Here is a 21337-nt window from a genome sequence, read left to right on the forward strand (position 1 = left end):
TTTTTATTTACACATTCCACAGCAACAAACAATATTAACGAGATCAAATGATAAACATTTATCTTTCTGCTCAACAAGATAATAATCAATTAGCTAAACTATCGAACTCTATCTTATACCGATCCCGAGTAATTTTAAATTATTTAAAGTATGTGACTTAAACTTTTAATAATTATTGATGAGTCCGACACTTATCATCCCAATACTCTATCAGTACTGGCATTGAAAAAAACTTTTAATGAGGCTTACCAATCTAAAATATGACTCACGAAAATTACTAAATATAAAGAGCAAAGCTAAACCATAGTATTAACCCCTACAATATTAGTCTGCCCTCTATCTAGGTTAGCTTATAAATAATGTTTTTGATTACAAATAAAAATCTTTATTAATAATCTCTTCAATATTACGCTCAGCCAATGCAGCGATGGTTAAACTAGGGTTAACTAGCCCTGTGCTTCCTGGTATTAATGCGCTATCTATTACATACAATCCCTTATAGCCTTTAACACGACCGTAGTTATCTGTAGCCTTACCAATAACGGCTCCGCCTAACGGATGCGCTGTAAAACTAGTTGTCACATCATTCACCACAAGAGGAACACCGGGAACACTAAGTGATTTCAAAGTAATTTTATTATTTAACTTACGTAATGCCTTTTCGCATTCATCATTACCTGTTTTTGGCCATAACAAATTGACTTTATCTTTCTTAGCATCATAAACAAATTTAGCACGATTTTTAGTATCAAACGCCATACCTAATGAACCAGCAATACCAATATTTACAGGAACACCTGGCGCATACCAGTTCTCTAAGGTTGCAGGAACACTAGACATCGTTTCATCATCTATTTTAGATGCACTTGGTGTAGCCTGCGTCAAACCCTCACTGATAGAAAATGATCTAACAACGATAGCGTCTCCATTAGTACCCCAGCCTTCACCAACATAACTATTGAGTTTAGCTAATTTTTTCAGATGCTTAGCCTTGACAAGTAATTCCGATGTACCAATAGAACCTGCCGCTAAAAATAATGAGTCACACGTTAAGGTATAGCTTTTTAATACTTTTCCTTCAGGATTTATTTTTTTCACATCAATCACATACTGCTTACCATCATGAGATATCGATTGAACCTCATGCCCTGGATATACTTTTGCTAAATTAGTTTCCTGTGCATATTTTAAGTAGTTTTGGGTTAAATCAAATTTGGCACCATTACTATTACCTAAATTAGACTCCCCAATCGTAGCTGACTTTCTAACTTTACAATTGATTTCATCACGGATAACATCCCAATTAAAAATAGAATCGATAGGATAAGGAGTATAACCTGCTTTCTTACTTTGCTCATCCCAAATCCTTGAATGCCCGAATGGTTTAGATTGATAAATATCATCAGGCATAGAGTTTAAATTTAACACCTTTCTGACCAACGGATAATATTTATCATTCATGCTTTTATAATCAACCGTCCCCTTAAACAAGGCGTCAAAATATTTTTGTTCTGGCTGAATCATAACCCCGGTAAAAATAACAGATCCCCCCCCCAACACAAGCTCCTCGCCAAACATCAATATGCTCATAGCTAGTAACATCCATTACCCCACCAAAGTCATCCACACAGGCATTAAATCCGTTCAATAACTTGATCTTTTTGTTATGCCAATAACCCCGGCCATCTGGAATAGTCTCATCTGAAAAAGTAGCTCTATCTTTTGAGATAGGCCAATATGAACCACGCTCTAATATAGTAGAAGGTATACCAGCTTGGGCTAAACGCCATGCACTAATAGCACCACCGAAACCAGAACCAATGATTAATACCTTAGAATGTGTGGGAACATCAGGTATTTCTTTGAAAATCTCTGGAACAATTTTTTTATATTTTATGACTGGATTTAAAAAAGTCATTGCGACCTCCTAATAATTAATAATATGTCCTTTATTCAAGAACATTTCGATATTAGGAAAAAAAAAGGAGTATGTATTTTTGTTATAACAAGAATTAGTAAACACTTTGCATTAACAAAAATAAAATATAAAAGGAATCTAAACTACTACACTTTTAGCTATCTCTACTAAATAAAAAGGCCGCTTAAAGCGACCTTATTTATCTTAAAAAAACAGGCTAACTTCACATCCGCCAGGTGGTTCCGCCCTTACTATCCTCGATAATCACGCTCATGTCTTTTAGTTCATCACGGATACGATCAGACGCAGCCCAATCTTTATTAGCACGGGCTTCTAAGCGTTCATTGATAAGGGCCTCAATTTTTGCCACATCAACTTCACTATTTCTGGCACTACCCTGTAGAAAATCATCGGGGTTTAGTTGTAAAACACCCAGTACACTCGCCAGTTGTTTTAGCTGTGTAGCTAAACCTGCCGCAGCAGTTTGGTCAGTTTCTTTAAGACGGTTAATTTCACGCACCATTTCAAAAAGTACCGCACAGGCCTCAGGCGTATTGAAGTCGTCATTCATTGCATCAGTAAAGCGCGTTACATACTCCTCACCACCTACTGCTTTTGCCTCAGGCAGGCCTTTAAGAGCAAGGTAAAAACGCTCTAATGCACCACGGGCTTCTTTTAGATTGTCTTCTGAGTAGTTAATTGGGCTACGGTAGTGGCTAGCCACTAATAAATAACGCACCACTTCCGCGGGGTACTTTTCTAACACTTCACGAATAGTAAAGAAGTTACCGAGGGATTTTGACATTTTTTCGCCATCAACCCTAACAGCTCCCGCATGCATCCATATTTCAGCATAGGTTTTACCTGTTGCTGCCTCACTTTGGGCAATTTCGTTTTCGTGGTGAGGGAATACTAAATCAGGCCCACCACCGTGAATATCAAAAGTTTCACCTAAGCAGCAGGTAGACATCACAGAACATTCGATATGCCAACCAGGGCGACCATTGCCCCAAGGGGATCTCCAAGAAGGCTCGCCCTCTTTAGCGCCTTTCCAAAGTACAAAGTCCACAGGATCTTGCTTGGCTTCATCTACTTCGACACGTGCGCCACTGCGTAGGTCTTCTACTTTTTTACGCGATAATTTGCCGTAGTCTTTAAATTTACCTACACGGTAGTAAACATCACCATTACCTGGAGCGTAAGCGTAGTCTTTCTCGACCAATGTCCCAATCATTTTGTGCATACCGTCAATATAATCAGTAGCGCGAGGCTCTTGATTAGGTGGTAATACACTAAGCTTGGCTTCGTCTTCGTGCATGGCATCAATCATACGCGCCGTTAACGCTTTGAAGTCTTCGCCATTTTCATTAGCGCGGCGGATAATTTTATCGTCAATATCAGTAATATTACGAATATAGGTGACATCATACCCCACATGACGCAACCAACGGGTGACCACATCAAAAGCAACCATAACGCGAGCATGACCAATATGGCAGTAATCATACACAGTCATACCACACACATACATGCGCACTTGGTTATCTTTTAAAGGTTTAAACCGTTCTTTAGTTTTGCTAAGTGTGTTGTAAATAGTCAGTGCCATTATTGCTCCCATGAGTCACGCAAGGTAATAGTACGGTTAAATACGAGGCTATCTGGCTTACTATCTTTTGAGTCTAGGTAAAAATAACCTTCACGCTCGAATTGGAAACGATCTTCTAATGTAGCGTTCGCAAGCGATGGCTCAGCACGGCAACCTTTGAGCACAACCAATGAGTCAGGATTAATATTTTCTAAGAAACTGCCGTTTTCTTGTTCCGTTTTGTTAGGATTTGGGGTTTTGAATAGACGATCATAAAGTCGTACTTCACACTCAATACTTTGATTAGCAGGTACCCAGTGGATAACACCTTTAACTTTACGCCCTTCTGGATTTTTACCTAACGTATCAGGGTCGTAAGTACAATGTAACTCAACTACGTTGCCGTTAGCATCTTTAATAGCTTTTTCAGCGCGAATAACATAGCTACCGCGTAATCTAACTTCCTCATTAGGTACTAGACGTTTGTAACCCTTGGGTGGGTTTTCATCGTAGTCACCTTGATCGATATAAATTTCACGCGCAAAAGGAAGTTGGCGTTTGCCTAACTCTTCTTTTTTAGGGTGGCGTGATAGCTCTAAGATCTCTTGTTTATCCTCAGGATAGTTGGTGATCACTACTTTTAAAGGCTTTAATACGCACATAGCACGTGGTGCATTAGCATCGAGATCTTCACGAATACAGAACTCTAGAACGCCCATATCAACCACCGCATCAGCACGACCAACGCCGATACGCTCGCAAAAATCACGAATCGCAGCGGCAGTAAAACCACGACGGCGATAGCCTGAAATAGTCGACATACGTGGATCATCCCAACCATCCACATGTTTTTCTTCTACCAATTGTTTTAGTTTACGTTTACTAGTGATGGTGTAGTTGAGATTAAGACGTGCAAACTCGTACTGACGAGGTTTAGTAGGCACAGGTAAATTTTCTAAAAACCAGTTATACAACGGTTGATGATCAGCAAACTCTAGGGTACAAATAGAATGTGTAATGCCTTCAATCGCATCTGACTGACCGTGAGTAAAATCATAGCTTGGGTAAATACACCATTTGTTACCTGTTTGGTGATGCTCTGCATGGCGGATACGGTAAAGAATAGGGTCACGCATATTGATATTAGGTGAGGCCATATCAATTTTTGCTCTTAACGCTTTTTCACCCTCTTTAAATTCGCCTGCTTTCATGCGTTCTAATAAATCAAGATTTTCTTCTATGCTACGCTCACGATAAGGACTATTTTTGCCAGCCTCGTGCAGTGAGCCACGGTAAGCCCTAGCCTCATCGGCTGAAAGGTCACAAACATAGGCTTTACCATGTTTAATAAGATATATAGCCCATGCATAAAGTTGATCAAAATAATCTGATGCATGGCGTACGTCACCTGACCACTTAAAGCCTAACCATTCAACATCATGTTTAATGGCATCAATAAATTCTTGTTCTTCTTTGGTGGGGTTGGTGTCATCAAAGCGTAAATGGCAATCTCCGCCAAACTCTTTGGCTAAGCCAAAATTTAAGCAAATTGCTTTAGCATGGCCGATGTGCAAATAGCCATTAGGCTCAGGAGGGAAACGGGTGATCACTTTCTGGCAACGCCCTGCTTCGATATCCTCTCTTACAATTTGACGAATAAAGTTATTGGCAGATGCGGTTGTTTCTGAATTGCTCATAAGTTCCTAACCATTGCTATAAAATTAAGTGCTAAATAGGCACACGAAAAAAGTTTATTTAACTGTTTATAATACCTAAATTTGTAGGTGTTAAGGTAGTATTATTTAACGAATTGTCTTTAATTTGCTATTTTATAGTATTATATATTCATACTACTCATCGATGTTCCAAAAATACCATTCACAATTAATACAGCTGCCCATCTTGTCAATAAGTTTAAAAAAGCCAGCATAATTGCAAACATTAAAAACTGACTGCTGGGTATTTTTAATACTTTCATAAAAATAGTTATCACAATAACAGTTGTTAATAAACCACCTAAGAATAGAGAGTTATAAAATACAAATAGACTGATCGTGTAGATAACAGAGCTAACAATACCTAATATAAAACATTTTATATAGTTAGAGTCTGCGGCATCAGAATATCCTGCTGCCTAATGTAAAGGAAAGGTATAAAGCACTAAAAAGAATATAAACTCTAACATCGAAAACTCCCTGTAATCATATTTTATTGTTTTCCCTATAAACCATTACCAATATAACGCATCCACTACCACTATAATACTGAATGTAAAACTCCATTAATGACCAAAGCTGCTACACTCGTAATAAGCATATTAAGAAACAGCAACACAAGACAAAAGGTAAAAAAGTTTTCTGAAGGTATCTTTAAAACTTTCATGCAGACAATCACTGAAATAAACGCAGATACAATCATTGGTACCCAAAAACCACCAGAAAAAAGACCACCAACCACAAACTGTATTAAGGTAGAAACAATGGATAAAATAAAACAAGCGCTATAACGCGTATCCTCAGCCTCCGCAAACATAGCAGCCCATCGCAGAGGATAAATATATACAACTAAAAAAACCAAAGCCAATATCAAATTTAACATCTAAAAACCTTTATCTTTTTCCTGACAAAGTAACTGAAACAGAATCTGAATAACGCAATGCATGTGGCTTATCTACTTCAATCTCTACATACTCAACTTCTTCATGAGCCATCACAAGATCAACAAGTTCTTGCGTTAAACGCTCTAATAAAGCAAAACGATTATTCTCAACATGCGCAATAATAGCCTTAGTAATGGTTCGATAATTAAGCGCATATTCTATTTCGTTTTCCTGCACGGCGGCTCTTGCTGAATACAAAATAATTAAGTTAATAATAATATCTTGACGATTATTAATTTCTTCTTCTTTTATCCCAATAAACGTACGTAACCGAAGATTTTTAACGCGAATTCTTGCAGTTCCCACATCAAGCATTGGCATACAGGTTATCCTCTTAAAGTAATTATTATTTGCTAGTATAAAAGCCTTTGTCTATGATGAACAGTAGTCTATCAAGAGATTAATAAATCAGTTCTACAAACTATCCAGTCATCGAGGTTATTATGAACACAAAACCCTTGGTATTAATCGTCGGCAAGCTGTCTAAAACCCTAAAAAAAGCCATTGAAGACAACTACCAAACCCTCTACTTACCAGAAGAGCCCACAGAACAACAAGCGTTTTTAAAAACAAACAGTCAGTCAATCACAACCGTAGCAACCAGCGCTGCCCACGGCATGACAGCAGAGCTTATGGCCGCACTCCCCAACTTAAAACTAGTGGCGAGTCTTGGCGTAGGTTATGACTCGTTGGATGTACAATACGCTAAAACACACGGTATTTGTGTCACCAACACACCCGATGTACTCAATGACTGCGTTGCTGATTTAGCCATGGGGCTGATGATAGATGTTGCACGTAATATAAGCTATGCCGATCGTTTTATTCGTGATGGCTTATGGCAAGACCGCTCAGCTAAACTAGGCCGTAAAGTGAGCCATAAAACCTGTGGTATTGTCGGGTTAGGCCGCATAGGGAAAGCCATTGCTAAACGCGCTGAAGCCTTTGATATGAATATTGCTTACTATGGGCGCCATCAGCAAACAGATGTAAACTATGACTTTTATGATGACCTTAACAAACTTGCTATCACCTCAGACTTCCTAGTTCTAGCCCTACCCGCCACAGGTGATACAACACATATCATCAATGAGCAAATACTGAATGATCTAGGTGAAAAGGGTTTTTTAATCAATATTGCTCGCGGAGCTGTAGTAGACGAAAATGCCTTAGTGAAAGCGTTAAAAGAAGGTAAAATCGCTGGCGCAGGGCTAGATGTATTCGAACACGAACCTAACACACCCAAAGAACTTTGGGAAATGGACAACGTAGTACTCACCAATCATATAGGCAGTGCTACCTATGAAACGCGGGAAGCAATGGCTGAACTAGTTTTCGCCAACATACAAAGCTTTCTGGCTGGCAAGGGTGCCATTACCCCTGTTGTATAACCATCATTGAAAGGGACGACGACCCGCCAACGCGTGGGAAAGCGTCCCCCCATCGACAAGCTCCAACTCGCCACCTAGTGGAACACCATGCGCTATACGAGAAACTACAAGATTTTTAGAAGCCAGTATTTGAGCAATATAATGGGCTGTTGCCTCACCCTCTACCGTTGAGTTAGTGGCCAGAATAATCTCCTCAAACTCGGCCGCTTCAATCCGCTTAACCAAGTCAGGAATACCAATAGATTCAGGGCCTAAGCCATCCAAAGGAGAAAGATGCCCTTTCAACACAAAGTACCGACCATGATAACCCGTCTGCTCGATAGCAAAAACATCCAAAGGGCTTTCCACAATACAAAGCAATTTATCATCACGATTAGGCGCTGCACATTGAGGACAAAGCTCCTCCTCACTTAATGTATGGCAAAGTTTACAATAGCCAACGTTATCCATTGCCTGTTGCAATGCATCAGCCAACTTCAACGCACCTTGACGGTTACGTTCTAACAATTGCAATGCCATGCGTTGCGCGCTCTTCTTACCCACACCGGGTAAAATACGTAACGAATCAATTAATTGGCTAATAAGGGGGCTAAAACTCATAATACTCTTAGAGGCTAGACCAATAACACGTGCCTAGCACTATTGAATTGAAAACACATTAAAAAGGCATTTTAAAGCCAGGAGGTAATTGCATGCCTGATGCAGCGTCAGCCATTTGCTTTTGAGCATTTAGCTCTACTTTACGAACAGCATCATTAATAGCGGCTGCAATCAAATCTTCTAATACTTCTTTTTCTTCACTCATTAAGCTCGCATCAATATTAACACGCTTAACATCGTGACGACCTGTCATAATAAGAGAAACAAGCCCAGCACCAGACTGCCCCGTTACTTCTGCATTAGCAAGCTCTTCTTGCGCTTTTTTAATTTTTTCTTGCATTTCTTGCGCTTGCTTCATTAACTCGTTCATACCGCCTTTAAACATCGTAGACTCCCCTAACTATTAAAACTTTTATGGCTATTATAAAACGTCAAACCTTATAAATACACTACAAACTATATAAGGACAATTTATATTATTACAAGGGTTTAATACTTTCTTTTTCCACACTAGCAGAAAAGACCTCTATCATTTTCTGAACCAGTGGATCATCGGCAATCGCCTGCTCTGCCGCAATTTGCCGCTCAATTTTATTTCGTTTATCACGCAAGGCTGGTGTTTCTTGAGTGGGCTTCTCAATCACAATATCTAACTGAACAGCACTATTAAACAACCCATTAATTGCATCAGTAATGCGTTTTTTCTGATTATCACTAAATAAAGCCTGTTGGCTAGGGTCTAATTGAAAACGCCAACGGTGTTCACCCTTCTCAACCAAACAACAATTGGAAGCAATACTCCCTGTAATACCACTCAACTTTAATTGTGAGAATATATCCAACCACTCAGCAGCTAGTCCTGTTGCATGAGGTGGTAATGCTGTTAATTCATCATCATACCCCGTTTCCTCAACAGGCGGTTCATCGATCTGATCTAAAAAGGCCTGATAATCCTCAGGTGAAGTATAGCTCTCCTCGTCATCCGCCTCATCTTTATCATCCTCAATGACTTCATCAACCTTTATGCTAGGTTCAACAGCTAAAGATACATCCACCTCTGCGACATCGACAGGCTTAAACACCTCTTCAACTTGAGCTTCAGGTTCAGCCACCGCAACGATAGGCTCAGGTATTTCTAAAGGCTCGACAGGTACAGCAGACTCACTCTCTACAACCTTTGCCGCATCTTCAACAACAGGGCTTTCAACGGGTAATTCTTGCGGTTTTTCAAGCGGAACTTCTACGGGTAAAGCCTCGGCATCTACACTATGGAGAGTTTTTTTTTCTGTATTCACCACGCTGGATGCATCAATTTTCTTCAATGGTGTTAAAGGCACACGCTCAACCCCAGCAGGGCGGAACGCTAGCATTCGGAGCAACACCATTTCAAACCCTTGTTGACCATCAGTAGCAAGTGGCAAATCCCTACGCCCCATTAAACCTACTTGGTAATAAAACTGCACATCCTCAGCGGATAGCGCTTGCGCTAATGCAGCAATTTGCTCTTTATCACCCATATTATCATCAAGCGCATCAGGCACAATTTGCGCAATACTGATACGGTGCAAAACATTCAGCAACTCGCCTAGCACATCCAACCAATCAGGACTTTGCTCTGCCAACTGCTTAATGATCGCTAACAACTGCTGAGCATCGCCGTTTAACAATGCAAATAACAACTCATAAACCTGATTCTGATCCAAGGTTCCGAGCATATCCCTCACATCAGCCGTGTTAACCTTTTCACCACCAAACGCAATGGCTTGATCAGTCAAACTCATGGCATCGCGCATAGAACCCTGTGCAGAGCGCCCTAATAGCCACAAAGCTTCCTTCTCATAAGGAATCTTCTCAGAGTCCAATACATGGGCTAAATGCTCTACAATCCGCTCCGCAGGAATATTCTTAAGCGCAAACTGCAAACAACGCGACAAAATAGTCACGGGTAATTTTTGTGGATCAGTGGTAGCTAACAAAAACTTAACATGGGGCGGTGGCTCTTCTAAAGTTTTAAGCAACGCATTAAAACTATGAGATGACAACATATGCACCTCATCGATCAAATAAACCTTAAAACGTCCGCGGGTTGGTGCGTACTGAATGTTCTCCAATAGCTCTCGCGTATCTTCAACCTTGGTTCGGCTTGCACCATCCACCTCAATTAAATCAATAAAACGGCCTTCATCAATTTCCACGCACGTCGAACAAACACCACAAGGTGTCGAACTAATACCCTGCTCACAATTTAAACACTTCGTTAAAATCCGAGAAATCGTGGTTTTACCAACACCACGAGTACCAGTAAACAAATAAGCATGATGAAGACGACCAGTGTCTAGCGCATTAATTAAAGCGCGTAGCACATGGGTTTGCCCCACCATTTCATGGAAATTATGAGGGCGCCATTTACGAGCAAGAACTTGATAATTCATGAGTGATTTAATAACTGCTCAAAAGTGATAACGTTTAATTATAAAGGTTTAATCTTACAAGAGGCAAGCTATAAACACCACAGAAAAAATCAGCATTTCATGCCCTCTCTAAACAAAACCGCTGACTAAAAAACGCTTAAAAAGCCCAAGAATGGTTATCAGGTAAACACACATCACACAACAATTGCCCTTGATAAACAGCACCTATTGATAACTCGCTTATTGGCTTAGGTAACTCCAGCTCGCGATCAGAAACCCAACAACCACAATGCGCACAAAGCCCGCAATTTAATTGCTCGGTATCTAGCTCGAAGCTAATAATCCCTACGCAATCAATAGCAAATACGCCATCGACTTTTTTAGTCTCTCCTAAAAAAGCATGCTTGAACAACTCTAGCAGACTCAACGAGCTAGCATTACACTCAACCACAAAACTGATACGCTTATTTAAACCAACGGACGAAACCCACTCGACCTGTAGACCTGAATAAACAAAACCATGTAACTCAGAAGATAACTTACAAAACTCCTCATCATCAAAAGCATCCTCGCTCACTAACTCAGGAGAGTTAAGATCAAAATAAAAAGAAACCAAAAAGTGTTTTTTATTCATAAGATAACGTGCAGATAAACACGCAAAGAAACAACAAGAGCATTATCATAACGCTTCTGGATAGTTTTTTACAGAACACTTGCTAACGCGCATCAATTAAAAAAATAACCTTATTATTTTTTACGATTGTTATTATAAGCCGCTAGGATCGAACCGCCGAATAGAATAATTAAAAACATAAGCACCGCAAAATCTACCAGTCCAATAGAAAGGAAAACAATGAAAACAACCATTGCATAAGTAAGAGGGTCTTTTAGTAACGCGACCAACAATTCTTTTAAAACCTTCATGAATAAACCCCCATAAATACTCCCTATAACTTATGATGATGAGCATCCTACCCACAGTATAAACAAATACAAAAAAGATACAACTTGCCCTCAATAACCACAAATGCTACATTAAAAGCGTCATAGCAAAATCTATGATATGGACTTGGCGGCCCATTTAATCTACGACCGGAACTAGATTCTAGTTTTCGGTTAACGGTTCTTGCCTATTCTATGGCGGGCTGTGTATGGGACATTCTTCGGAATGTGCCAATTTCGTAGATTATTGGTCCGCCAACCTGTGCACAGTTCCGCCTCCTTAAATAACAAGGAGGCCAGCCATAACAGGAGTGAGCAAATGACCAACCCCACACAAACCAACCAAAAGCTACCCTACACGCCACTCAATAGCGACCCACAAAACGCCACCAACCCCGTTCTCTATTATGACCCTAATGCCTCAATAGATGACATCTACGAATGTGCAGTCTTCAGACTTCAAGCCATCATCAGCCTACTAAAAAACCTCGACTCATACAAAAATGACCCCGAAACCATCAACGCCCTCATATCCATCTCCACCCCACTCATCAACGAAGCCCTCACCCTCCTCGAAGAACTCAACCCCATCGCCCTAAAACTAAGGCTAGAAATCCACCCATAAAAAAAGGCTAGCAAATGCTAGCCTTTTAGATTCAACAGGTTCGATAAAGGTATAGATCTGTGGTTTGTAGTATAATAGTTACCATATATCTTTATAAATAAGCTAGCGGTAATCAATTATGGACGAAAATAATAAGTTACTCGAACAACCTTTTATTTATCTTATTAATATTGAGGATGAAATAAAAAATAAGCTAGTCTCGCTGAAATTTAATTGCAAAAATACCTTTATTGACTCTTATTTAGAACTACCAAACATAAAACAATATGATGAAACCTGCATTAATATAAATCAGGAAATCATTAGCAATTTACATGAATATGATATTGTTGTATTAGACCTGACAGACAACAATATAACTCCTTTTACCTGTGACTACGAACTAAAGAAGAATAATGGACTTTATACAGCATTTCCTAAAAAAATGATTGATTTACAACCAGTTGCTCTTCACATACTAAATAAACAAATTGAAGAACTAGTAAAAAAAGAATCTATTCTTATCACTTTTTATAGCAACTATAGAGAAGAAAAATACTCAATTTGTGATTATGACATAGACGGTAGATCAAGGATAATCGAATCATTAGATATAAATAATATGTGTTTTTATGATAATGGTATACGAGTCATAGCTAAAGCCGGCAAAAAAATAACTATCAATGAAAATATAAAAAATAGCATTATGCGAGACTTTCTTGAAAGGAATAAAGGTCAGATTAGCTATAAATCAGTATTTGCTCCACCATATCATAATGACCATAATGGTGATAAAAACTTTTATGATATTACACCATTAATTTATAATGAAATAGGTGAAATAGTAAGTTATTATCATTTTTATAAAGAAAGCGCACACATATTCTTATTTCCAGAAATTGAAAATAAAGCACAATTTATTTATACACTAATTACAGAAGTACTGCCCAATATTTGCTCAACACTATTTCCTAACCACGGTCAATTCAATTGGCTAAATAATTCTGACTATCTTGTACCTGAACAAAAGCAACTAGATACTGAAAAGCTTACCGTTAAAAAGGAGTATATAGCCAAAATCGCTAAAATTAACGAAAAAATAAGACTCAATTATCAGAAATATCAATTTATACATAATCTATTAACAGAAACAGACCAAAGCTTAGTCTTAGCTATTAAGCAATTCTTAGAATGGTTAGAATTTGAGTCAGTTATCATTATGGACGAATTACAAGAAAACTTATTAGAGGAAGACTTACAAGTCGAATCACCTAAAGGACTACTGATAATCGAAGCAAAAGGGATAGGGGGCACATCAAAAGATAGAGACTGTAATCAAGTAAGTAAAATAAGAAATAGAAGAATGAAGGAAAAACAGAGGTTTGATGTTCATGGATTGTATATAGTTAATCATCAGCGATATATTGATCCTAAACAACGGAAAAACCCACCATTTACAAAAGAACAAATAGACGATGCTATCAATGATGACCGTGGTTTATTAACCACTTACGAACTTTACAAAAGTTATTCCCTAATATAACAAGGACTATTAACTAAAAAGCAAGTTAGAGATAAACTATTTAATTATGGCTTAATAACATTAGAACCTGAACTAATATCACTAGGGAAACCAAAGGAGCTATTCCAAAAAGGAAAAATAGTTATTATTGACTTACAATCCAGCATACATCTGAGCATTGGTGACAATATCTTTTTCAAAAATGAACATAATGATATAGTAAAAACAACTATTTGCTCACTACAATTAAATGAAGTTGAAAAAAACTCTATTGTTGGAAATGGGGATGAAGTAGGAATAAAACTAGATTTAACTATTAAAAATAACACAGAACTATTTATCAAGCCATGATAGCTTATAAAAAAACATATATCACAACAATGTAGTACGGTATAGTTTAACATCAATAAATTTAGTCATAAAAAAAGCCCCACTATTTCTAGCAGGGCTTTTGTGTATGAAGCTTGAGGATGACCTACTCTCACATGGGGAAACCCCACACTACCATTGGCGATGCATCGTTTCACTACTGAGTTCGGGATGGGATCAGGTGGTTCCAATGCTCTATTGTCCTCAAGCAATTCTTTATGGGATAAGGTGTTTGGATAGTTAACCTTACGCCCCAAATCAGATATGCTTGTAAGTATTCACTTACGCGTTGAAGTTGATTAATTAGTTTAAAGTCTATTTCTGTGCTTCGGCAAACGAACTCATTTGCTCACTTTCGACTTATTTGCTTGATTCTTTGAGTCTAACTAAATAACTTGGGGTTATATAGTCAAGCCTCTCGGGCAATTAGTATTGGTTAGCTCAACGCCTCACAGCGCTTACACACCCAACCTATCAACGTTGTAGTCTTCAACGGCCCTTTAGGGGGATTAAATCCCCAGTGAGATCTCATCTTGAGGCAAGTTTCCCGCTTAGATGCTTTCAGCGGTTATCTCTTCCGAACATAGCTACCCGGCAATGCCACTGGCGTGACAACCGGAACACCAGAGGTTCGTCCACTCCGGTCCTCTCGTACTAGGAGCAGCCCCTCTCAAATCTCAAACGTCCACGGCAGATAGGGACCGAACTGTCTCACGACGTTCTAAACCCAGCTCGCGTACCACTTTAAATGGCGAACAGCCATACCCTTGGGACCGGCTTCAGCCCAGGATGTGATGAGCCGACATCGAGGTGCCAAACACCGCCGTCGATATGAACTCTTGGGCGGTATCAGCCTGTTATCCCCGGAGTACCTTTTATCCGTTGAGCGATGGCCCTTCCATACAGAACCACCGGATCACTAAGACCTACTTTCGTACCTGCTCGACTTGTCTGTCTCGCAGTCAAGCGCGCTTTTGCCTTTATACTCTTAGCGTGATTTCCGACCACGCCGAGCGCACCTTCGTACTCCTCCGTTACTCTTTAGGAGGAGACCGCCCCAGTCAAACTGCCCACCATACACTGTCCTCAACCCGGATAACGGGTCAGAGTTAGAACCTCAAAATTGTCAGGGTGGTATTTCAAGGTTGGCTCCACTGAAACTAGCGTCTCAGCTTCAAAGCCTCCCACCTATCCTACACAGACAAGTTCAAAGTCCAGTGCAAAGCTACAGTAAAGGTTCACGGGGTCTTTCCGTCTAGCCGCGGATACACTGCATCTTCACAGCGATTTCAATTTCACTGAGTCTCGGGTGGAGACAGCGCCGCCATCATTACGCCATTCGTGCAGGTCGGAACTTACCCGACAAGGAATTTCGCTACCTTAGGACCGTTATAGTTACGGCCGCCGTTTACCGGGGCTTCGATCAAGAGCTTCGCGTTAGCTAACCCCATCAATTAACCTTCCGGCACCGGGCAGGCGTCACACCCTATACGTCCACTTTCGTGTTTGCAGAGTGCTGTGTTTTTAATAAACAGTTGCAGCGGCCTGGTATCTTCGACTGGCTTCAGCTCCATCCGCAGGGACTTCACCTACACACCAGCGCACCTTCTCCCGAAGTTACGGTGCCATTTTGCCTAGTTCCTTCACCCGAGTTCTCTCAAGCGCCTTGGTATTCTCTACCTGACCACCTGTGTCGGTTTGGGGTACGGTTCCTAGTAACATAAGTTTAGAAGCTTTTCTTGGAAGCATGGCATCTATCACTCCCTAATTCAGAGAATTAGGTCGTCATCAGTTCTCAGTAATAATCTCCCGGATTTACCTAAGAGATCTACCTACAGCCTTTCAAGTGGACAACCAACGCCACTCTGACATAGCCTTCTCCGTCCCTCCATCACTGTTACTAGAAGTATAGGAATATTAACCTATTTTCCATCGACTACGCTTTTCAGCCTCGCCTTAGGAGCCGACTAACCCTGCTTCGATTAACGTATCGCAGGAAACCTTGGTCTTTCGGCGTGGATGTTTTTCACACCCATTATCGTTACTCATGTCAGCATTCGCACTTGTGATATCTCCAGCAAACTTCTCAATTCACCTTCACAGACTTACACAACGCTCCTCTACCGCTCATACATAGTATGAACCCGTAGCTTCGGTGGATAGTTTGAGCCCCGTTACATCTTCCGCGCAGGCCGACTCGACTAGTGAGCTATTACGCTTTCTTTAAAGGATGGCTGCTTCTAAGCCAACCTCCTAGCTGTCTATGCCTTCCCACATCGTTTCCCACTTAACTATCACTTTGGGACCTTAGCTGACGGTCTGGGTTGTTTCCCTTTTCACGACGGACGTTAGCACCCGCCGTGTGTCTCCCGTACTGAAACTTTCTGGTATTCGGAGTTTGCATCGGGTTGGTAAGTCGGGATGACCCCTAGCCGAAACAGTGCTCTACCCCAGAAGTTATATACGAGGCGCTACCTAAATAGCTTTCGAGGAGAACCAGCTATCTCCAAGCTTGATTAGCCTTTCACTCCGATCCACAGGTCATCCGCTAACTTTTCAACGGTAGTCGGTTCGGTCCTCCAGTCAGTGTTACCTAACCTTCAACCTGCCCATGGATAGATCGCTTGGTTTCGGGTCTATACACAGCAACTAAACGCCCTATTAAGACTCGCTTTCGCTACGCCTCCCTATTCGGTTAAGCTTGCTACTGCATATAAGTCGCTGACCCATTATACAAAAGGTACGCAGTCACAGAACAAGTCTGCTCCCACTGCTTGTACGCATACGGTTTCAGGTTCTATTTCACTCCCCTACTCGGGTTCTTTTCGCCTTTCCCTCACGGTACTGGTTCACTATCGGTCAGTCAGTAGTATTTAGCCTTGGAGGATGGTCCCCCATCTTCAGTCAAGGTTTCTCGTGCCCCGACCTACTTTTTGTGCACTTAGATTCATTAATGTATTTTCGTGTACGGGATTATCACCCTCTATGATTGGCTTTCCCACGCCATTCCACTAATATCACTAACTTCTGAGCACTGGCTCCTCCCCGTTCGCTCGCCACTACTTGGGGAATCTCGGTTGATTTCTTTTCCTCAGGGTACTTAGATGTTTCAGTTCCCCTGGTTCGCTTCTCAACACCTATGTATTCAGTGTTGGATAACTGAGGTTCTCTCAGTTGGGTTTCCCCATTCAGACATTTACGGATCATAGCTTTGTACCCAGCTCCCGTAACTTTTCGCAGGTATCACGTCTTTCTTCGCCTCTGACTGCCAAGGCATCCGCCGTATGCGCTTATTCACTTGACTATATAACCCTAAATTATCTAGAGCTACACAACCAAAGAATTAAACTTTTTTCGCCGAAAACTTGCGCTTGAGTTCGCAAGATTTTCACCTTAGCATTAGTAATTAGACCAGTAATTACTAATTAATCTTTACTTCTTTGCATATCTAATTTGTTAAAGAACAGTCTAACTTTAGAAGTTAGAAGGTAACTCTCTTTCTTTCAAAAGAATTAGCTTCTAATCTCTAGATTCTGGTGGAGCCAAGGAGGATCGAACTCCTGACCTCCTGCGTGCAAAGCAGGCGCTCTCCCAGCTGAGCTATGGCCCCATTCATTTGGTGGGTCTGGTAGGACTTGAACCTACGACCCCACGCTTATCAAGCGTGTGCTCTAACCAGCTGAGCTACAGACCCTAATCTGTCGACTTCTCAGGCCTTAGCCCAATCTTGTTCTCTTCAATATAAATCAAGTAATTCGTGTGGGTACTTGCAGTACCAGCTTTCGTTTAAGGAGGTGATCCAGCCGCAGGTTCCCCTACGGCTACCTTGTTACGACTTCACCCCAGTCATGAATCACTCCGTGGTAACCGGCCTCACGAGGTTAGCCTAGCTACTTCTGGAGCAACCCACTCCCATGGTGTGACGGGCGGTGTGTACAAGGCCCGGGAACGTATTCACCGCGACATTCTGATTCGCGATTACTAGCGATTCCGACTTCATGAAGTCGAGTTGCAGACTTCAATCCGGACTACGATTGGTTTTTTGAGATTAGCTCCACTTTACAGTTTGGCGACCCTCTGTACCAACCATTGTAGCACGTGTGTAGCCCTGGCCGTAAGGGCCATGATGACTTGACGTCATCCCCACCTTCCTCCGGTTTGTCACCGGCAGTCTCCTTAAAGTGCCCACCTTTACGTGCTGGTAACTAAGGATAAGGGTTGCGCTCGTTACGGGACTTAACCCAACATCTCACGACACGAGCTGACGACAGCCATGCAGCACCTGTGTTCCGATTCCCGAAGGCACTCTCGCATCTCTGCAAGATTCCGGACATGTCAAGGCCAGGTAAGGTTCTTCGCGTTGCGTCGAATTAAACCACATGCTCCACCGCTTGTGCGGGCCCCCGTCAATTCATTTGAGTTTTAATCTTGCGACCGTACTCCCCAGGCGGTCAACTTAGTGCGTTAGCTACGCTACTAAAATCTCTAGGATTCCAACAGCTAGTTGACATCGTTTACAGCGTGGACTACCAGGGTATCTAATCCTGTTTGCTCCCCACGCTTTCGCACCTCAGTGTCAGTATTAGTCCAGTTAGTCGCCTTCGCCACTGGTGTTCCTTCCTATATCTACGCATTTCACCGCTACACAGGAAATTCCACTAACCTCTACTATACTCTAGTCAATCAGTTTTGGATGCAGTTCCTAGGTTGAGCCCAGGGATTTCACATCCAACTTGATAAACCACCTACGCGCGCTTTACGCCCAGTAATTCCGATTAACGCTTGCACCCTTCGTATTACCGCGGCTGCTGGCACGAAGTTAGCCGGTGCTTATTCTGTTGGTAACGTCAAAGCAGAGTCGTTACTTCTGCCCTTCCTCCCAACTTAAAGTGCTTTACAATCCGAAGACCTTCTTCACACACGCGGCATGGCTGGATCAGGGTTTCCCCATTGTCCAATATTCCCCACTGCTGCCTCCCGTAGGAGTCTGGGCCGTGTCTCAGTCCCAGTGTGGCTGATCATCCTCTCAGACCAGCTACAGATCGTCGCCTTGGTGGGCCTTTACCCCACCAACTAGCTAATCTGATCTAGGCTCATCCAATAGCGGTACAATAAAGCACCTTTCCCCCGTAGGGCGTATGCGGTATTAGCGCGAGTTTCCCCGCGTTGTCCCCCACTACTGGGCAGATTCCTAGACTTTACTCACCCGTCCGCCGCTCGTCAGCAGGAGCAAGCTCCCCTGTTACCGCTCGACTTGCATGTGTTAGGCCTGCCGCCAGCGTTCAATCTGAGCCATGATCAAACTCTTCAGTTTTAAATCTTTTGCTTCATAAGAAGCGAAAACGGCTCAGTAATTAATCGAAAACTCTATTCTATGACGAGTATTTCGTATTACTGATATCTTGTACCAGTACTACAAACACCCACACGATTTACTTGATTTATTTTGTTAAAGAACGGATAGTCAGGAATCAATCTTTTGTTTACTGCCTATCGAGGACGCGCATTATACACCCTCACCAATCCCCGTCAATACCTTTTTTTTATTATTTATTTACTTTATCTCTAGAGAACACTAAAAAATAATGTAACCATATGATATTAAATTATTTTAATATAAACAAGTCGGCGCTTAACGATTTGGTTTTTTTCCTGATTGAATATCTATAAACGGATATACCCTTTGATCCACATGGAATATAGTTTCTCCATCTAATTTAGCTTGATCTACAAGTACTGGAGTTACCTCATAGAACATCAACTCACTCAGTATGTATTTAAGATTCATAAGATTAAAATATCCTGTTTTGCTACGATACTTTTCAATTAGCTGACGAAGTAAATAAGGGTCTTCCTTGTTCTGAAAAAAAATAAAAGGGATTCTATATTGTTTATCTGAGGCAAACTGCAACCCATGGCTTTTATTAATAATCTCCCCATGATCTGAGAAATAAAATACAATCGCTTTATCATCTAACGCTGAAATCTGTTCAATCACCCCGCTAACTAATCGATCTGTATGATGAATAGTCCTATCATAGTCAGTATTTTTTTCGGTTGTAATCAGTTTTTTATCTTTTAGATCATATCGATCTTTGTAATCCTGATGACTCCCTTCTAAATGAAGAATAATAAATTGTTTCTTGTTTTTCTGGAGATATTTCTTAAGAGCATCTAGAAGCACTAAATCCTCCGGACGACCTTTTTGTTTATTACTAATAAATAATGAATTCGAATCTAACATCACTTGACTGCTACTCGACAACAAATCAAGATACGAAGACATTAATCCTTTTTCTGTCGTCGCTGATAACCAAATTGTTTGAAATCCTGAATCTTCAGCCATTTCGATAATATTTTTTTTCTGAAAAAAAGTATCCGGATCAGCAGGCGTTGCAAAAGATAATGTTAACCTCAAAGAGTCACGTGTTATTGCTGCCGGAGAAATTACATAATCAATTATACTTATCTTATTTTGTTGTTGTAGTTTTATTAAGTTAGGGGTTGTTTCAAAAGGATAACCATAGATACTATAGTGGTCATAAACAGATGACTCACCAATCACAATCACAATCTTTGAAATTGTTTCTTTATTATTAGAAGATCTTAATATACCTTTGTATAAATCTAATCGAGGAGGCATATTTCTTATTTTATTCAGCCAATATATGTCAGCTAAGATATATGTGGCATCACCCAATATTAATGGATAACGCATATAGATCATATCTCTAATGAAATCTATAGGACGCTCCATTAGATACATTTTTGTCACCTCTGGATTTATAGAATTTTTTATAACTTTATAAGTGGCAAAAGTTAGGGTTAAACAAGGTATTACTATACATAAAAAAATATATATCATTTTTTTTTTACATTTAACTTTTGCAAATTCTTTACCACTAAAGATAAATAGCATAGAAAATAATAAAAATAACGGAGCAAATACCTTTAAAATGGGTTCAGTTACCTTATATGCCATATCGCCAGTCACTGTTTGTACAGCAGATAACACTGCTGGGGAAACTCGTTCGCCGAATACAATATAATAGGAAACTTCCAGTGCAATAATAGTACTTAAGAGAATACTTAAAATAACTGAAAACAGTCTTAGTTTAGAAAAAATAATAATGGGAATAAAAAGGACTGCTGCTCCTGTAATATAGTGTATCCCTTTTAAAATAGGCCATCCCATAAAAGCATAACAGCCAAAAATAGCTAATACCGTTAATAATGTCCATTTTTTTTGTGTTATGTTTATTTTTAATTTCTCAAGAAAAACCACTATAATATCCCCTTTAACGTGGCCAAAACTTTTTAGCTTCTAAATTCAATC

At 40.5% G+C, this 21337-nt stretch carries 15 protein-coding genes, 2 tRNA genes and 3 rRNA genes; 3 read left to right on the forward strand and 17 right to left on the reverse strand.

Features of this window, described 5'->3' with window-relative positions; genetic code table 11:
• Nucleotides 1-369: 369 nt before the first annotated feature.
• The 6 genes from DM558_RS09465 to folX form a co-directional block, all read right to left on the reverse strand.
• On the reverse strand, nucleotides 370-1590 hold the full coding sequence (locus DM558_RS09465) for a GMC oxidoreductase (protein ID WP_164731432.1): 1221 nt from the start codon (nucleotides 1588-1590) through the stop codon (nucleotides 370-372).
• Nucleotides 1496-1918, reverse strand: a complete 423-nt coding sequence (locus DM558_RS09470; protein WP_127163755.1) for an NAD(P)-binding protein — start codon at nucleotides 1916-1918, stop codon at nucleotides 1496-1498. The genes DM558_RS09465 and DM558_RS09470 overlap by 95 nt, the downstream gene beginning before the upstream one ends.
• A 223-nt stretch (nucleotides 1919-2141) precedes the next feature.
• Nucleotides 2142-3524: a cysteine--tRNA ligase gene (gene cysS, locus DM558_RS09475; RefSeq protein ID WP_127163757.1), complete on the reverse strand. Its 1383-nt coding sequence runs from the start codon at nucleotides 3522-3524 to the stop codon at nucleotides 2142-2144.
• A complete protein-coding gene (locus tag DM558_RS09480) occupies nucleotides 3524-5200 on the reverse strand; it encodes a glutamine--tRNA ligase/YqeY domain fusion protein (RefSeq protein ID WP_127163759.1) in 1677 nt (558 codons plus the stop codon). The genes cysS and DM558_RS09480 overlap by 1 nt, the downstream gene beginning before the upstream one ends.
• A 559-nt stretch (nucleotides 5201-5759) precedes the next feature.
• On the reverse strand, nucleotides 5760-6101 hold the full coding sequence (locus tag DM558_RS09485; protein WP_127163761.1) for a hypothetical protein: 342 nt from the start codon (nucleotides 6099-6101) through the stop codon (nucleotides 5760-5762).
• Nucleotides 6102-6111: 10 nt separating this feature from the next.
• Entirely contained in the window at nucleotides 6112-6483 is a 372-nt protein-coding gene (gene folX, locus DM558_RS09490; protein ID WP_127163762.1) for a dihydroneopterin triphosphate 2'-epimerase, read from the reverse strand.
• A 122-nt stretch (nucleotides 6484-6605) separates the two neighbouring features.
• Here folX and DM558_RS09495 point away from each other — a divergent pair, with 122 nt between their 5' ends.
• Nucleotides 6606-7553 carry a 2-hydroxyacid dehydrogenase gene (locus tag DM558_RS09495; RefSeq protein ID WP_127163764.1) on the forward strand — a complete coding sequence of 316 codons (948 nt, stop codon included), beginning with the start codon at nucleotides 6606-6608 and terminating at the stop codon, nucleotides 7551-7553.
• Nucleotides 7554-7556: 3 nt separating this feature from the next.
• Here the strand turns inward: DM558_RS09495 and recR are convergent, their stop codons facing one another.
• The 5 genes from recR to DM558_RS15655 all read right to left on the reverse strand — a co-directional run bounded on the left by recR (nucleotide 7557) and on the right by DM558_RS15655 (nucleotide 11488).
• Nucleotides 7557-8153, reverse strand: coding sequence for a recombination mediator RecR (gene recR, locus DM558_RS09500; protein WP_127163766.1), 597 nt, complete (start codon nucleotides 8151-8153; stop codon nucleotides 7557-7559).
• Between the two features lie 58 nt (nucleotides 8154-8211).
• Nucleotides 8212-8538: a YbaB/EbfC family nucleoid-associated protein gene (locus DM558_RS09505; RefSeq protein ID WP_127163768.1), complete on the reverse strand. Its 327-nt coding sequence runs from the start codon at nucleotides 8536-8538 to the stop codon at nucleotides 8212-8214.
• Between the two features lie 94 nt (nucleotides 8539-8632).
• Complete coding sequence (dnaX, locus tag DM558_RS09510) at nucleotides 8633-10585, reverse strand: DNA polymerase III subunit gamma/tau (protein ID WP_127163770.1); 1953 nt, start codon at nucleotides 10583-10585, stop codon at nucleotides 8633-8635.
• 136 nt (nucleotides 10586-10721) lie between these two features.
• Nucleotides 10722-11198: a hypothetical protein gene (locus DM558_RS09515; protein ID WP_127163772.1), complete on the reverse strand. Its 477-nt coding sequence runs from the start codon at nucleotides 11196-11198 to the stop codon at nucleotides 10722-10724.
• 113 nt (nucleotides 11199-11311) lie between these two features.
• The gene (locus tag DM558_RS15655) at nucleotides 11312-11488 is read right to left on the reverse strand and encodes a hypothetical protein (RefSeq protein WP_164731433.1); all 177 of its coding nucleotides are present in this window, start codon (nucleotides 11486-11488) and stop codon (nucleotides 11312-11314) included.
• Between the two features lie 337 nt (nucleotides 11489-11825).
• Between DM558_RS15655 and DM558_RS09520 the strand changes: the two genes are divergently transcribed.
• Both DM558_RS09520 and DM558_RS09525 read left to right on the forward strand, forming a co-directional pair.
• The gene (locus DM558_RS09520) at nucleotides 11826-12131 is read left to right on the forward strand and encodes a hypothetical protein (protein ID WP_127163774.1); all 306 of its coding nucleotides are present in this window, start codon (nucleotides 11826-11828) and stop codon (nucleotides 12129-12131) included.
• A gap of 118 nt (nucleotides 12132-12249) precedes the next feature.
• Nucleotides 12250-13653, forward strand: a complete 1404-nt coding sequence (locus tag DM558_RS09525) for a hypothetical protein (RefSeq protein ID WP_127163776.1) — start codon at nucleotides 12250-12252, stop codon at nucleotides 13651-13653.
• 441 nt (nucleotides 13654-14094) lie between these two features.
• Here the strand turns inward: DM558_RS09525 and rrf are convergent.
• The 6 genes from rrf to DM558_RS09555 form a co-directional block, all read right to left on the reverse strand.
• Nucleotides 14095-14210: ribosomal RNA gene (rrf, locus tag DM558_RS09530) — 5S ribosomal RNA — on the reverse strand.
• A gap of 196 nt (nucleotides 14211-14406) precedes the next feature.
• Nucleotides 14407-17305, reverse strand: a 23S ribosomal RNA gene (locus tag DM558_RS09535).
• 230 nt (nucleotides 17306-17535) lie between these two features.
• Nucleotides 17536-17611: transfer RNA gene (locus DM558_RS09540), tRNA-Ala, on the reverse strand.
• Nucleotides 17612-17618: 7 nt separating this feature from the next.
• Nucleotides 17619-17695 (reverse strand) — tRNA-Ile (locus DM558_RS09545).
• A gap of 93 nt (nucleotides 17696-17788) precedes the next feature.
• Nucleotides 17789-19315 (reverse strand): 16S ribosomal RNA (locus tag DM558_RS09550).
• Together the 16S, 23S and 5S rRNA genes with 2 tRNA genes alongside form the textbook arrangement of a ribosomal RNA operon.
• A 318-nt stretch (nucleotides 19316-19633) precedes the next feature.
• Nucleotides 19634-21286 (reverse strand): phosphoethanolamine transferase, encoded by a 1653-nt coding sequence (locus DM558_RS09555; RefSeq protein WP_127163778.1) that lies wholly within the window; start codon nucleotides 21284-21286, stop codon nucleotides 19634-19636.
• Nucleotides 21287-21337: the final 51 nt, after the last annotated feature.

This window comes from Entomomonas moraniae (assembly GCF_003991975.1).
Lineage (GTDB): Bacteria > Pseudomonadota > Gammaproteobacteria > Pseudomonadales > Pseudomonadaceae > Entomomonas > Entomomonas moraniae.

Excerpts from the sequence above, each read along its gene's own strand:
- DM558_RS09465 (WP_164731432.1), bottom strand. The coding sequence starts at position 1,590 with ATGAGCATATTGATGTTTGGCGAGGAGCTTGTGTTGGGGGGGGGATCT.
- DM558_RS09470 (WP_127163755.1), bottom strand. The coding sequence starts at position 1,918 with ATGACTTTTTTAAATCCAGTCATAAAATATAAAAAAATTGTTCCAGAG.
- cysS (WP_127163757.1), bottom strand. The coding sequence starts at position 3,524 with ATGGCACTGACTATTTACAACACACTTAGCAAAACTAAAGAACGGTTT.
- DM558_RS09480 (WP_127163759.1), bottom strand. The coding sequence starts at position 5,200 with ATGAGCAATTCAGAAACAACCGCATCTGCCAATAACTTTATTCGTCAA.
- DM558_RS09485 (WP_127163761.1), bottom strand. The coding sequence starts at position 6,101 with ATGTTAAATTTGATATTGGCTTTGGTTTTTTTAGTTGTATATATTTAT.
- folX (WP_127163762.1), bottom strand. The coding sequence starts at position 6,483 with ATGCCAATGCTTGATGTGGGAACTGCAAGAATTCGCGTTAAAAATCTT.
- DM558_RS09495 (WP_127163764.1), top strand. The coding sequence starts at position 6,606 with ATGAACACAAAACCCTTGGTATTAATCGTCGGCAAGCTGTCTAAAACC.
- recR (WP_127163766.1), bottom strand. The coding sequence starts at position 8,153 with ATGAGTTTTAGCCCCCTTATTAGCCAATTAATTGATTCGTTACGTATT.
- DM558_RS09505 (WP_127163768.1), bottom strand. The coding sequence starts at position 8,538 with ATGTTTAAAGGCGGTATGAACGAGTTAATGAAGCAAGCGCAAGAAATG.
- dnaX (WP_127163770.1), bottom strand. The coding sequence starts at position 10,585 with ATGAATTATCAAGTTCTTGCTCGTAAATGGCGCCCTCATAATTTCCAT.
- DM558_RS09515 (WP_127163772.1), bottom strand. The coding sequence starts at position 11,198 with ATGAATAAAAAACACTTTTTGGTTTCTTTTTATTTTGATCTTAACTCT.
- DM558_RS15655 (WP_164731433.1), bottom strand. The coding sequence starts at position 11,488 with ATGAAGGTTTTAAAAGAATTGTTGGTCGCGTTACTAAAAGACCCTCTT.
- DM558_RS09520 (WP_127163774.1), top strand. The coding sequence starts at position 11,826 with ATGACCAACCCCACACAAACCAACCAAAAGCTACCCTACACGCCACTC.
- DM558_RS09525 (WP_127163776.1), top strand. The coding sequence starts at position 12,250 with ATGGACGAAAATAATAAGTTACTCGAACAACCTTTTATTTATCTTATT.